The organism is Kribbella sp. NPDC055071 (assembly GCF_053608045.1).
The window spans coordinates 454,756-468,794 of record NZ_JBSGUS010000002.1 but is presented as its reverse complement, the minus strand read 5'-3'; the positions used below and the strand labels follow the sequence as shown (position 1 = coordinate 468,794).

Sequence of the window (14,039 nt, the reverse complement as noted above, 5' to 3'; positions counted from 1 at the left end):
GCGGTCGCTTCCGATCAAGAGCGTTCGTTGACTACTGGGTCCAGAGTTGGAATTCGGACAACTGTGCGGCCGGCCAGCCGGTGTTGGCGGTGATGGTCACCCGCCAGTACCGCTGGGTGGTGGCGGGGAAGGTCAGGGTCACCGTCGGCGCGAAGGTGTAGGTCGCGGCGGCCTTGATCGTGGTGAAGGTGTTGCCGTCGGTGGAGCCGAGGAGGGACAAGGTTTGGTCGCGGGCTCCCCAGGAAGCGGGCAACTGCAGGACGACGCGGCTCGCGGACTGGGCGGAGCCGAGATCGACCTGGGCCCACTGCGGGAAGGCGTTGTTCGTGCTCTCCCAGTACGACGACTGGTTGCCGTCGGTCACGTTGCCCGATGCGTAGCTCTGGTTGTGCGACGACTCGCTGGTGGGCTTGCCTGCTGCCAGGTTGGCGGGTGCCGTCGACCCACTGGTGAACTGGAGGCTGTTGAGGTTCCAGCCACCGTTGTCCTGGTAGACCGTCAGGGTCTGCACGCCCGCGGGCAGGGTCACCTGGGCGGTTGCGGTCGCCCAGGTCTGCCAGCCGCCGGTCGCGGGGAGGCTGACGCTGCCACTGAGGTTGGCGCCCGATGCGCTGGCCACATGGAGCGCGTTGGTCACGGCACTCGGCGCCGCGACCCGCAACCCCAGGCTGTACGTCCCCGCGGTGGCGACATTGACGGTGTAGTGGAACCACTGCCCGCTATCGGTCCAACCCAGGTTGTACCCGCCGCCAGTATCCGACGTGGCTTCCAGGTTGACACCGTCGGCGCGATAGCCGTTCGCGTTGCCGTTGACCGAGCTCACGCTGTACGCGACGCCCTGCCCGCCGGTGTTGTAGTTCTCCGCCTGCACAGTGCCAGGAACCGCAGCAGGCGTGCCACCGAACGGCCCTTCGGTGGTACCGCCCGTCTGCCAACTGTTGCCGCTGAGCGACGCGGTGAACCCGCTCGAGTTGTTGATGTACGGCGAACCACCACCGGTCACCGTATTGCCGGTGATCGTCGCGGACCCCGAGGGTGCGGGGTAGAACGCCGGCGAGATGACGACGCCGTTGCGCCACGGCGAGGTGACCGTGTTGTTCTGCAGCAGGGTGTTGGTCGACGTCGAGAAGGCGATTCCGTCGTACAGCGAATTGACGATGGTGTTGTTGCTCGCGGTCACATGGTCGACCACGCCGACGTTCTGCCCGTCGCCACCGTTCCCGATGTGGAACGCCGGTTGCCCTTGGCTGTAAGCATTTCCGCCGGACCGTACGACGGTGTTGCCGGTGGCAGTCGCCGACAGCAGATCGTTGCCGTTGACACCGAATCGTCCTAGCCCCAGGCCGATGTAGCGGGCGGTGTCGGAAACGTAGTTGTTCTCGATCCGGTGACCGCTGCCGCCGTACACGCCGACGCCTTTGCCACCCCAGGGAGCGATCGACGTATTGTTCGTGACCACTGCGTTCGCCATCGGCGTGTAGTAGACCCGTGTGCCGTCGATGTCGTTGTAGTTCACCGAGTTGATCGCCAGGGCGTCGTCACCGGTGCCGCGGACGAAGTTGTTGGTGATGGTCAGGTTGTTGCCGACGGAGTTGCCCATCGACACGTTGTTGATGTTGGCGCCGTCGGCCCAGATCGTGGTGAGGCGGTTGTTGCGGATCGTGCCGCCGGTGCCGGAGGCCCAGAAGCCGGACAGCGTGTGCTGGGTCCAGATCCCGTCGGCCACCCAGTTCGTCCCGGTGACGTCCATCGAGCCGCCGGCACCGTCGACCGTGGCGCGGCTGGTCGCGTTGGAGTCGACGTGCAGGTTCTGGATCGTGGTCGAGGTCAGGCCCCACAACGCGGGCAGCGGAGTGCTGTTCGGTAGCGGGACGTCGCGGTAGATCGTGCTGCGCCAGGCGCCCGCACCCGCGATCGTGATGCCCTGTGCCTGCAGGCCTTGCGTGCCCTTGACGTAGAAGGTGCCGGCCGGGATCCACAAGATCTTGGCCTGCGACTGCGCCTGGTTGATGCAGTTCTGGATGGCGGCCCGGCTGTCGACGGACGCTGCGTCGGCCGCGCCGTTGGTCGGCGTGTTGTCGGCGACCGCGCCGCAGTCGGTGATCGAGATCGAGTTGGCGGGCTGGGACAGGGCCGCGGGCGGGTTCTCCACGTCGACGACGTCCACGTCGTAGAAGGCGGCCGAGTTGGCGGCGTCCTTGCGCAGCATGATGGTGCCGCCGGCGGCGATCGGCGTACCGGTGACGAACGTATGCGTCTCGTCGAAGAACACCCGCGGGTTGCCGTCGGACGGATTCTGGCTGTTGCCGTTGTAGTTGTTGTTGCCCTCGTACAACCACGTCTGCTTCGAGTTGACGTTGAGCGCCTGACGCAGCCCGCCGTCGATGTACAGGTTCAGCGTGCTGGTCTGACCACCGCCGCTACTGGTGTCCGGGATGCTCACCCGGACCGTGATCGCGCTGACCGGCCCGCCGGTGTTGTTGGTCCACTGCACGCTCTGCCCGGTGCCGGCGAGATGGGCGTAGGCGTGCCCGGACGCCTCCAGCGCAGGACTGGAGAACTGCGTCGTCGGCGCGGCGGTCAGCGACACCGCGGTGGCGCCGCCGCCGAGCGTGCCGGCCTCGGCTTCGTAACTGGTGAACGGCACCGTCGCGCCGGTGACGGCGGTGGTCGCGGCCTCGGCCGCGGGCGCGACGAGCACGGCGGCAAGCGGGACGACGGCCAGGAGGGTGGCGGCGAGTCGACGGGGCGGGATGGAACGCATGGTCTTCCTCTCTGGCCACGCAGGGTCGGGAGTGGGCGTCCCGAGGGGGGCGACTGCGTGCGCCACGGTGTCAGAAACTTGCTGCGAAACATCGAAAACTTGCGATGACACCGTAGGAGGATGAAACGCGAATGTCATCCAGGCGTCAAGAGTCAGTGCACGCCCGTCCGAACCCGGCGGCCATCACCACCGGGCCCGGCAGGTTGGCCAGGACGCCGGCCCTCCGTCTGCTCCATGAAGCGGACGCCAGCGCGCCCCGAGCCGATGCCGCCGTACGACGCTCGATCGAGCACCGGGCGCTGCCCGAAGACGAGGCTCCGTCGAGGCGCGCGCACCGGTGCGACGCCGCGTTGGATAGCTGGGTACGTTGATAGGTATGGCTCGCCCCGCCGATGCACGTGAACAACAACCTGCCCGCTACAGCGAAGTGTTCGCCGTAGCCGAGTTCCGGTGGTTGTGGCTCGCGCAGCTCGGATCGGTGGCCGGGGACCAACTCGCCAGGGTCGCGCTGTCGATCCTGGTCTTCGACCGGACCGGCTCGGCCGGGTTGTCCGCGTTGACATACGCACTGACGTTCCTGCCCGACATCGCCGGCGGACCGCTGCTGTCCGGGCTGGCCGATCGGTACCCGCGCCGCCGAGTCATGGTCAGTTGCGATGTCGCCCGCGCGGGGTTGGTGGCCGCGATGGCGATCCCCCATGCGCCACTGTGGGTCCTGTGCGTTCTGCTCATCGCGGTGCAGCTGCTCGCCTCACCGTTCCAGTCCGCGCGGTCCGCGTTGATGCCGTCGGTCCTGACCGGGGACAAGTTCGTCCTGGGCAGCTCGGTGACGAACATCACGGCGCAGGCGGCCCAGCTGGTGGGTTTTGTCACCGGCGGCACCTTGGTCGCGGCCTTCGGCTCCGGCAACGCCCTGCTCATCGACGCCGTCACCTTCGCCCTGTCCGCGATCTTGCTGCGGGTCGGTGTCCGCGAGTATCCGTTGCCATCGGCAACTGGACCCCGGCCGGGCTGGTGGGCATCGCTGTCGGCGGGAGGCCGGCTGGTCTGGAGTAATCGGCAGCTGCGGTACCTCGTCGCACTCGCCTGCATAGCGGGCTTCTACGTCACGGTCGAAGGACTCGCGGCACCGTACGCGGCGTCCATCGGTGCCGGTCCGGCCGCCGTCGGGATCTTGCTGGCGGCCAACCCGGCCGGACAGATGGTCGGGATGCTGCTGCTGGCCCGGGCCGCTCCGACCCGGCGCCTGAGCCTGATGGGTCTGTTGGCGATCGGGTCATGCGTGCCGCTGATTGCTTGCGTCGCGCGGCCCGGGCTGTGGGTGACGGCCGCGTTATGGGCGGTTTCGGGCCTGTGCGCGTCGTACCAACTGGCAGCGAACGCGGCGTTCGTACTGAACGTTCCTGATGCGCAGCGCGGCCAGGCCTTCGGTCTGGCGCGCACTGCGCTCATTGTCTCTCAGGGGATAGGAGTGTTGGCCGCGGGAGCGGCGGCGGATCGATGGTCGCCTGCCCTGGTCGTGGCGGCGGCCGGTGTGCTCGGCGTGCTGGCGGCGATGGGCGCGGCGTCCGGGTACGTCGGAGCCACGCGGCAACCCGCCTGATCGGATCACCAGTCGTTGTTCATGGCGGTGGCCTCCTCCCGCGGATCTGGCGCCTTCGGGGTCTGCGCTGCGATGTATGAGAGCGAGGCCGTGACAAACGCTGACATTGCGTGAACATCACGGCTACTCTTTGACAAGGACCGACTGTGAGGCGGGGGTCTTGATCTTGAGTATCCGGCATCGGCTGGCGCAGCGTCGCGCACGACGGCGTAACGACGCGGCGTGGGTTCCGACCAGATGGGCTCTCTGGACGGTGCCCAGAAGCGTCCTGGGCTATGTCCTGGCCGTCGACATCCTCACCGTCGCTGTGATCGCCGGGTCGTTCGGCCTGGTGACGGTGACAGGGAGTGACTGGATCTGGCTCCTCGTGCTGGCCGCCGGATCGGCGATCCACCTCGAGGCCGCCCGCGACATCGAGCGGCTGCGCAAGGTCGGCGCCGAAGGCACCCCGTACACCAACCTGAAGGGCATGTGGACCTTCGCCGGGGTCCTGATCCTGCCGCCGCCGCTGGCGGCCCTGCTGATCGTCAGCACCTACGCCCACTCCTGGCTCCGGATTCGGCGGGTTCCGCCGTACCGCTCGATCTTCACCGCCGGCACGCTGATCCTGGCCGGCGCGGCAGGGGCCGTGGTGATGGCCACGATCCGGCCCGGCGTCTACCCCGGCTATCCCTCGGGGGCGCTCGGGCTCGTCGCGGTGGTCGCGGCCGGCCTGGCGTACTGGTTCGTGAACTACACCCTGGTCGCGGGCGCGATCATGATGTCGAACCCCGACTCACCCGGCCGCAACGCGCTCGGCCGCCCGTCGGACCAGCTGATCGTGGCCGGCTCGCTCGGGCTCGGGATCGCGACCGCGGCGCTGCTGCTCAGCCAGCCCTGGACCGTGGCCGTGCTGCTCCTGACCATCCTCGGGCTGCACCGCGCTCTGTTGGTCAGCCAGTTCCAGGCCGCATCGCGCACCGATCCGAACACCGGGCTGGCCAACCCCGCGTTCTGGCACGAGATCGCCGGCCGTGAGTTCGCCGGCGCCGAACGCACCAACTCGTCACTCGGCGTGCTCTATCTCGACCTCGACCACTTCAAGACCATCAACGACACCCACGGCCACCGGGCCGGGGACCAGGTCCTCAAGGCCGTCGCCGACGAGCTGCGTCACGAAGTCCGCGGCAACGACCTGGTCGGACGCCTCGGTGGTGAGGAGTTCGCGATCCTGCTACCGCAGACGTCCGCGATCGACACCGCCCTGGCCGCCGAGCGGATCCGTCGCCGGATCGCGAACCTCGCCGTCACCATCACGACCGCCACCGGGTCCGAGCTGTGCGACACCATCACGTGCTCGATCGGCACCGCGACGTACCCGGAATCGGGCGCCAGCCTCGACCAGCTGCAGATGGCCGCCGACCTGGCGATGTACCACGCCAAGGACAAGGGCCGGAACTGCGTAGTCACCGCACCGACCGAAGACTAGGCGGGCCAGACGCGGCTCGGGTACGACGTCCGCAGGACCGGCATCACCTCCGTGACGAAGGTCTCCACGGACGCGCGGCTTTCGTCGTCGGGCAGACCCGGCACCTCCAGCGAGACGCCGGAAAGCTCGTGCCCGAAGGCCTCGTGATAGCGGCCGAACTTGTCGATCACCTGCTCCGGCGAACCGACCAGCACCGATCCCTGCTCGAGGAACTCCTCCAGCGTCGTGAAGGGCAGCTTGTTGTGCTTGGCCCCCGGTGAATCCATGAAGGCGTCGAAGATCGGGCGGTAGCCGTCGAGTGCCTCCTGCGAGTTCTTCTTCACGTACAGCCCGTTGAACCCGGCCCCGACGACAGCATCGGCCGGATCGCGTCCGTACGCCTCCCACCGCTCCCGATAGTGCCGGATCAGCCCGGCGTACTTCTCCAGCGGGTGAAAGCCGTTCGCCGAGAAGAGTGGATCGCCCCACTTCGCCGCCAGTTCGGTGGACTCCGTCGACGATGCCGACCCGTGCCACAACGGGATCCCGTCCGTGCGGAACGGCCGGGGCTGCGTCGTCGCATCGACCAGGTCGGGACGATACGTGCCCGACCAGCTGACCCCGGTCTCCCGCAGCAACCGCCGGAGCAGTTCGTACTTCTCCCGGTTCCGATCCCACTGCCCGTCCAGGTCATACCCGAACAGCGCGTTCTGATCCGGGTCGTTGCCCTTGCCGATGATGATGTCGAGCCGCCCGCCGGACAGCTGATCCAGCGTCGCGTAGTCCTCGGCCACCCGCACCGGATCAAGCAGGGACAGCACGGTCACCGTGGTCAGCAGCCGGATCCGCGAGGTCGCCGCCGCGATGTAGGCGAGCACCACCGGCGGCGACGACGAGATGAACCGCTGCGCGTGCCGCTCGCCCACGCCGTACCCGTCGAAGCCGAGCTCCTCGGCCCACTGCGCCTGGCGTACGACGTGCTGGAACCGCTCGTACGACGTCAGTTGCACCCCGCTGATCGGATCCGGTGAGTTGTCGATCAGCGTGTACGTACAGAACTTCACCGGACCCTCTTCTCGCCCGCGGTCACCGGCAGACCGAGCCGGTTGCCCGCCACCGGCGCCGGGCACGTCCCGTACGCCGTGAACGCGAACGGCAGGTTGATCGTCCGGTTGAAGTCGATCCGCACCGATCCGTCCCGACCGACCACCCCTGTCGTCACAGTCCGCCAGGGTGCGGTCTCTTCCCCGTTCGTCTTGTCGTGGAACGACAGACTCAACCGGCCGTCACCCGCGGCCGTCGCCACCAACTCGTACGCCGTTCCGCCCAGCGCGACGTGAACAGCGCCGACCGCCGTCACGTGCTGGTGCAGATCGTCGCGTGCAGTCTGCACCTCCACCCGCTCCGGCGTCGGGTACGGCGTGAAGTACCCCGTCACCACCCAGTCGTCGTTCACCGGGTACGTCGGAACCCCGGCGAACCCGCGTCGCGTCGAGGCCCGCGGATCGCGCTGACGAATGGCGTACCGCCCACCCCGCAACACGAGCTCGGCCAGGCGATCGCCGTACATGAGCCAGCTGAGCCGCCCGGCCTCCGGCACGCTGGCCGAGACCTCGCCGTGCACCGCCGTACCGCTCAGCGTCAACTCGCCGTCGGCGGTGACGTGGGCCCGCTCGCCGTCCGCCCACCACTTCCCCGGCAGTCCGTCGATCGCGGTCGGTGCTGTAGGCAACCAATCGAAGGCGACGATGGACAACCAGCCGTAGTCGGTGTCGAGATCCTGTTCACGGGCCGCGTGCCAGGTCTGCCAATCCTGGTCGAGATCGCTGACGACAGTCATGACGCGAGGTCCTTCCGGGCGTTCTGCTCGCGGTGCGCGACCTCGGAGCGGACCAACGGGATCACGTACCGTCCGAAGTCGATCGCGTCGTCGTAGATGTCGTAACCGCGCGCCGAGAAGATGCGGATCCCAAGGTCGTAGTAGTCGAGCAGCGCGGCCGCGACGGTCTCCGGCGTACCGACGAGGGCCGTCGAGTTGCCGCCACCACCGGTCAGTCCGGTCGGCGCGGTCCACAGTGCACGGTCGTGGCGCTCACCATCCGCAACAGCCTTCAGCAGCCGCTGCGAGCCGGCGTTCTCCGGCGTCTTGGAGCGCAGGCGGGTCGTAGTTGCTCCCCCGGCCTGCACGTCCTTGATCCGGCCGAGGATGCTCTCCGCCTTCTCCCAGGCCAGGTCCTCGGTCGGCGCGAGGATCGGCCGAAAGGCGATCTGGATGGTCGGCCGGTCGCTACGGCCGGCGTCGGCGGCCGCCTTGTCGATCGTCGACAGCTGCTCCCGAGTCCCCGCCAGCGGCTCACCCCACAGCGCGAAGATGTCCGCCTCCGCGGCCCCGACCGCGTACGCCGCCGCCGACGAGCCACCGAACGAGATCCGCGGCCGCGGTTGCTGCAGCGGCTTGATGTCGGCCAGGAACTGCTCGAACCTGTAGTGCTCACCGTCGAAGTCGAAGCGCTCGTCCGAGGTCCAGGCCCGCTTGAGGATCTGGATGAACTCGCGGGTGCGCCCGTACCGATCGTCCTTGGCCAGGAAGTCACCCTCGGCCGCCTGGTCGGCGGTCGACCCGCCCGTGATCACGTGCACCTCGAAGCGGCCGCCGCTGATGTGGTCCAGCGTCGCGAACGTCTTCGCGGTCAGGGTCGGATAGGCCACGTTCGGGCGATGCGCGATCACCAGGTTGATCCGCTCGGTCTTCCCGGCGACGTACGCCGCGACCTGGGCCGGATCGGGTGAGCCCGAGTGGTAGGCGAACAGGATCCGGTCCCACCCGTTGTCCTCGTGGGCACGGGCGAGCTTGGCCGTGTACTCCAGGTCCAGTGGGCCACCGGGTCGTGGTGTGACCTCGCTGGCCGGGTTCGTCCCGGCGATGCCCAGGAACTCAACTGGCATGACGTTCTTCCTTCCGTACGGTGGGTTCGAGAAGTCCGAGCAGGGTCCGCGCGACCGCGTCGTTCTGGCGGAAGCCGGGACCGTTGAAGTGCGGCCGGGAGAATCCGGACGATCCGGCCGAGCCGGAGACCGACGGCCCGAGCAGGAACAAGGCCGGGTGGACCGTGCCGTCGGCCTGGATCGCGCGCGAGTCCGAGTCGGCCTTGAGCTGTCCGCCACCCAGGCTCGTCCCGTCCGCGGCGAACAGTTCGTCGGCCGCGAGGACACCTGACTCCAGGAGTCCACGCAGCAGCGGATCGGTGCTGGCCAGTACGTCGGGACGCGGCAGCCGGGCCTCGACCAACGCGCGGGCCTCGATCCGCCCGTTCACCTGAGGGCTCTGGGCAACGAACTTGTTGTTGTCAATGGCAACCTCCAGGTCGGGCCCGGCGAAGCGGACGATGCCGGCCCGATGCAGCGCCAGCAACTCCTCCAGCCGACGCGGCGGCGGTCCACTGGCCACGAACGAGAAGAACCCGTGCCACTCGGTCTCCACCCGCCGAACCCGGTCCTCGTTCGAGAATCGTCCTTCGACGCTCGCCCGCGACAGCACGGCGTAGATGGTCAGCAGCGCATTGAACACCGCAAGATCGGCCGAGTACGCCGGATCCGCGCGCCGCAACAGGTCCGTCTCGATCAACTCGGTGAGCGTCCGCTCGAGCTCGTCGCGGTCGGCGAACGACGTACCCGCCAGCGGGCGGTCCACGCCCGCACGGACGAACCGATCGGCCGGATCAGGAACGGCGGCCTCGACCGCCGACACGAACGCGGAGTCGTCGACCGGGAACCGGTCCAGGACGTCGGCGAAACGCTCCCACGACCAGCTGGTGCGTTCTGGATGGGCGGCGAAGAGCCGCTGGTAGTGCGCGAACGCCAGCTCCTTGTCGATCAGCGGTCGCACCTGCCGATCGAAGTCGAGCACCCCCGGCCCGAACGCGTCCAGCGCAGCCGCGGTCAGGTACCGCGTCGGGACCGGTTTGGTGCCGGCGACCGTGTAGCCGAGCTTCGCGTGATACGGGACGCCCCGGCGGGAGCCGACGTACAGGGTCGGTTCGTCGCCGGACGGGTGATAGGTGAGCAGGCCCTCGCACTCGTCGTACCAGCCACCGCGACCCTCGGTCAGCAGCACCATCAGGTCGATGAACGCCTGGCCGAAGCCGCGGACGATCACGTTCTCCTTCGGCCACAGGCCGTCGAGGTCAACGTCCGCGGTGTAGCCGGGCGGGATGTAGGTCAGACCCGCGTCGGCCGCCTGCGCGGCCCAGGCCGATTCCGATGCCGTCGGCAACCGATCGAGGTACCCGATCGCCAGGACGACGATGTCGGCAACGATCTCCTGGCCGGAGGCAAGAACCACCCGATGGTCCGGGGTCAGTTCGACGGCCGGCTCGAGGTGGGTGGTGACGGTCGCGGGCAGGTCGCGGACGACGCGCTCCCAGACCCAGGCGAGGTACTCCGCCTGCACCAACCGGGGCGGAAAGTCCATCGGGCCAGGGACTTCCAGCCCGGCCCGCTCGAGCCGCACCGCACCCTCGCCCGCGACCCAGGTGGCCAGATCGGGACCGGGGACGATCGGCCCGTCACACTCCACCGATTCGTCGGTGAAGATCGTGACGTCCGACGTCATCGAGTTCATCCACAGCAGCCGCGACTGTTCCCGTCGCCAGATCCGCCCGCCGCCGGCCGGATAGGGATCTACCACATGAATCTCGACCGGTCGGTCGCCCAGCAGCTCCGGAGCGCTCGCCGCGAACCGCTCCAGCACGCCAACGGTTCGCGGACCGCCCCCGACAAAGACCACGGTTGCCGGCGGTTCTTCCCACGGTCTGCGCAGTTCGGCCACGGTCATACCGTGATCCCGAGATGCGAGCGCAACGTCGTACCGGAGTACTCCGAACGGAAAACGCCGCGCTCGCGGAGCAACGGGACGACCCGGTCGACGAAGTCGTCCAGCCCACCGGGAGTGAGATGCGGTACGAGGACGAACCCGTCGGCGGCATCCTCCTGCACGTGCCGGTTGATCGCCTCGGCGACCGTGGCCGGCGAGCCGATGAAGGTCTGCCGGTTCTGCTGGTTGATCACGGTCTGACGCAGCGACCAGCCGTTCGCCGCTGCCTGCGCGCGCCACTCGGCGACGATCGGACCCGGATCGTTGTAACCGACCCGCCCCTGCGTCACGGTCGACCCCACCACCGGCTCCTCGGCCGGCGGCGGTCCGTCCGGGTCGTACGACGAGAGATCGCGACCCCACAGGAGCTCTGCGAGTACGAGCGCCGTCGCTCCGGAGACCTGCTGTTCACGGATGTACGCCGCCTTGTCGATCGCCTCGGCGTCCGTATCCGCAACGACCACCGTGACTGCCGGCATGATCTTCAGCGACTCGTCCGTACGGCCGTACCGGGCCAGACGCGCCTTCACATCCTTGTAGAAGGCCTGCCCGGCCTCGAACGTGCCGTGCCGGCTGAAGATCACGTCCGCACCCGACGCGGCGAACTCACGGCCCTCGTCGCTGTCCCCGGCCTGGATGATCACCGGCCGTCCCTGTGGCGACGGCGGCAGCCCGAACCGGCCGTGGATGGTGAAGTGCTCGCCGTCGTCCGCGAAGGCCCCAGCGCCTTCGCGGGCGAACAGCCCCTCGGCCTGGTCGAGGACGAGCTCGTCGCCCGACCAGGAGTCCCACAACTTCTTGACGATCCGCAGCGACTCCTGCGCGCGGACATAGCGGTCCGCCTTGTCGAGATACCCGCCGCGGCGGAAGTTCTCGCCGGTGAAGGCATCCCACGACGTGACGACATTCCACGCGGCTCGACCGCCGGAGAGGTGGTCCAGCGTCGACAGCCGCTTGGCCAGCTCGTACGGCTCGTTGAACGTCGAGTTCACCGTGCCCGCCAGCCCGAGATGAGTGGTGACTGCCGCCAACGCGCTCAGCACCGTCAACGACTCCGGCCGGCCCACCACGTCGAGGTCGTGGATCTTCCCCTTCACCTCCCGCAACCGCAGCCCCTCGGCCAGGAAGAAGAAGTCGAACGTCCCACGCTCGGCGGTCTCGGCCAGGTGCCGGAACGACGCGAAGTCGATCTGCGAACCGGAGTCCGGATCCGACCACACCGTGGTGTTGTTCACGCCCGGAAAGTGCGCCGCCAGATGAATCTGTTTACTCATCACGCCCTCCTCGTCGCGTAGCTGTTCTCCGGTCGCCGGAGCCCGAGCCGACTACGAAGCGTCCCCGCGCGTTCCGAGGTGGCGACCAGGCCGCAATCACGCAGGGCCGGCAACAGTTCATCCGCGATCACCGGCACATCCAGCTCGAGCGACGCGGGCCGCAGATGGACGCCGTCGACACCCGCCTCCGCCCACTCCGCGATCAGGTCGACGAGCTGCTCCACGCCAACGACGTGCGGCCGAACGCTCACGGACACCAGCACGCGCGCGGATCCGGCGGAACGTACGGCGGCCAACCGGTCGGCCAGCCCTTCCACACCGGGCAGGAACACGAGCTCCGCGTCGGCCGCCACCTGCAACGCCTCCGGGCTGCTCACCCGCACGGCCGTGAGGGGGTGACCCTGCGGCGGCCGCGGCACGATCGACGGACCCTTGACGCTGAAGTTCGGACTCTCGAAGTCGACGTAATGGATCCGGTCCCGGTCGATGAAGCGGCCGGTGGCGGCATCCCGGATGATCGCGTCGTCCTCCCACGAGTCCCACAACCTCTTGCTGACGTCGGCGACGTACCGGGCCTCGCGCCAGATCTCCGCGGCCGGTGCCGGTTCCCGCCGGCCGATCACCGCGGCAGCCTCGGCGGAGGTCGACACGTCCGCGATCCATCCACCCCGGCCGGACGAAATGTGGTCGAGCGTCGCGACGGACGCCTGGACGTGGAAGGGCTCGGTGTGGGTGACGGCAACGGTCGGCAGCAGCCCGATGCGTTCCGTTGCCGGCGCGATCCGCGCGGCCAGACCGAGGGCTTCGAGCCGGACACTCACCTGCGACGGCACGTCGGCCGGCGCCTCCAGCGTGTCCACGAAGGTGGCAAGATCGATTCCCGCCGCCTCGGCCCGCTGCACCGCGCGCAGGGCCAACGCGCCGGTGAGGATCTCCGCCGGATCGACCTCGGAGCCGCGCCACGCGTTCGGGTTCTCGCCCGCGCCGTCGATCTCGATCGCCGTGATCAGCCGCGTGCTCATGAGGCCACCTTCAAAGCGAGTTGCAGGTCCTTGCTGAACGGGAGCGGACCGATCGACTCCAGATCCGCCTCGATGTCGAACTGCGGCTGGAAGCCGGCCGCCAGATACAGACCGGCGGCCTCCGGCTGGCGTGGACCCGTGGTCAGGTACAGCCGCCGATAGCCAAGATCGGCGGCCGCCGCCTCGAGCTCGGCCAGCACGCGGCGGCCGAGACCCTGCCGCCGGTACAGATGCGAGGTCCACATCCGCTTCACCTCGGCGGTCTCGTCGTCGTACCGGCGAATGGCGCCCCCGGCAACGGTCTGGTCGCCGTACCTCAGCAGGACGAACGCGCCGCCGCTCTCGGCGTGGAAGTCGGACGCCGGCACCTCGGTGAGCTCCGTGTTCGCATTGACCCGGCCGTAGCGGGTGCTGTACTCGACCTTCAGATCGGCCAGGAGCGGTGCCGCTTCGGGGTCTTCCGGCCGAGCCCGCACCGCTTCGACGGTGGCCGCCTGCACCGGTACGCTATCCGCCGGCCGACCGCCTTCGACCGTGGCCAGGAAGGCTTCGGTCACCTGGTAGAGCGGAACCGAAGCGACCGGATCCAGCAGCAGCCCGCCACCGTCGTACAACTGGATGTGCGACGACAGGACGAACCAGCCCTGGCCGATCGCGTCCGCGCCGAGGCTGGTCAGGACCGGCCGGAGGGCGTAGTCGATCACGAGTACGTGCGCCGGCGTACCACCCGTTGCCAACGGCAACACCGTCTTGCCCTTCAGCGCGTACTGCGGGAGCAGGTCGAGAAACACCTTCAGCAGGCCGGAGTACGCCGCCTTGTACACCGGGGTCGTGACCACGACCGCATCGGCGGCCTCGAGGATCTTGGCCGCGGCGGCAATCTCCGGGTCGTCGGCCTGCCCGCGGACGAGTGGCGCGGCAGGCAGGTCGCGCAGCACGATCGGCGTGACGTCGTGGCCGTGGCTGATGATCCGCTTGGTGACGTAGTCGAGCACCGCGTCGGTGCGCGACGGTATGGAGGGACTGCTCGAGATCGTTGCGATGGTCGCCATGAGT

General features: G+C 68.7%; 10 protein-coding genes. 2 read left to right on the top strand and 8 right to left on the bottom strand.

Going from position 1 to position 14,039, the window contains the following annotated elements; translation table 11 throughout:
• Positions 1-31: 31 nt before the first annotated feature.
• Positions 32-2,764 carry a carbohydrate-binding protein gene (locus ACWF4Z_RS05620; RefSeq protein ID WP_452241747.1) on the bottom strand — a complete coding sequence of 911 codons (2,733 nt, stop codon included), beginning with the start codon at positions 2,762-2,764 and terminating at the stop codon, positions 32-34.
• 376 nt (positions 2,765-3,140) lie between these two features.
• Between ACWF4Z_RS05620 and ACWF4Z_RS05615 the strand changes: the two genes are divergently transcribed.
• Both ACWF4Z_RS05615 and ACWF4Z_RS05610 read left to right on the top strand, forming a co-directional pair.
• Positions 3,141-4,367, top strand: a complete 1,227-nt coding sequence (locus ACWF4Z_RS05615; protein WP_452241746.1) for an MFS transporter — start codon at positions 3,141-3,143, stop codon at positions 4,365-4,367.
• A gap of 166 nt (positions 4,368-4,533) precedes the next feature.
• Complete coding sequence (locus ACWF4Z_RS05610) at positions 4,534-5,835, top strand: diguanylate cyclase (protein WP_452241745.1); 1,302 nt, start codon at positions 4,534-4,536, stop codon at positions 5,833-5,835.
• On the opposite strand, the gene ACWF4Z_RS05605 is transcribed toward ACWF4Z_RS05610, so the two are convergent.
• From ACWF4Z_RS05605 to ssuE, 7 genes are read right to left on the bottom strand one after another with little or no spacing between them, the layout of a single operon-like run.
• Positions 5,832-6,878 (bottom strand): LLM class flavin-dependent oxidoreductase, encoded by a 1,047-nt coding sequence (locus tag ACWF4Z_RS05605; protein ID WP_452241744.1) that lies wholly within the window; start codon positions 6,876-6,878, stop codon positions 5,832-5,834. The two genes, ACWF4Z_RS05610 and ACWF4Z_RS05605, sit on opposite strands and share 4 nt — an antisense overlap.
• The gene (locus ACWF4Z_RS05600) at positions 6,875-7,654 is read right to left on the bottom strand and encodes a DUF1684 domain-containing protein (RefSeq protein ID WP_452241743.1); all 780 of its coding nucleotides are present in this window, start codon (positions 7,652-7,654) and stop codon (positions 6,875-6,877) included. The genes ACWF4Z_RS05605 and ACWF4Z_RS05600 overlap by 4 nt, the downstream gene beginning before the upstream one ends.
• Positions 7,651-8,760 (bottom strand): LLM class flavin-dependent oxidoreductase, encoded by a 1,110-nt coding sequence (locus ACWF4Z_RS05595; protein ID WP_452241742.1) that lies wholly within the window; start codon positions 8,758-8,760, stop codon positions 7,651-7,653. Before ACWF4Z_RS05595 ends, ACWF4Z_RS05600 begins: the two co-directional genes overlap by 4 nt.
• Positions 8,750-10,648 carry an FAD/NAD(P)-binding protein gene (locus ACWF4Z_RS05590; protein WP_452241741.1) on the bottom strand — a complete coding sequence of 633 codons (1,899 nt, stop codon included), beginning with the start codon at positions 10,646-10,648 and terminating at the stop codon, positions 8,750-8,752. The genes ACWF4Z_RS05595 and ACWF4Z_RS05590 overlap by 11 nt, the downstream gene beginning before the upstream one ends.
• On the bottom strand, positions 10,645-11,961 hold the full coding sequence (locus ACWF4Z_RS05585) for an NtaA/DmoA family FMN-dependent monooxygenase (RefSeq protein WP_452241740.1): 1,317 nt from the start codon (positions 11,959-11,961) through the stop codon (positions 10,645-10,647). Before ACWF4Z_RS05585 ends, ACWF4Z_RS05590 begins: the two co-directional genes overlap by 4 nt.
• Positions 11,961-12,983, bottom strand: a complete 1,023-nt coding sequence (locus tag ACWF4Z_RS05580; RefSeq protein WP_452241739.1) for an LLM class flavin-dependent oxidoreductase — start codon at positions 12,981-12,983, stop codon at positions 11,961-11,963. The genes ACWF4Z_RS05585 and ACWF4Z_RS05580 overlap by 1 nt, the downstream gene beginning before the upstream one ends.
• Entirely contained in the window at positions 12,980-14,035 is a 1,056-nt protein-coding gene (gene ssuE / locus ACWF4Z_RS05575) for an NADPH-dependent FMN reductase (protein ID WP_452241738.1), read from the bottom strand. The genes ACWF4Z_RS05580 and ssuE overlap by 4 nt, the downstream gene beginning before the upstream one ends.
• Positions 14,036-14,039: the final 4 nt, after the last annotated feature.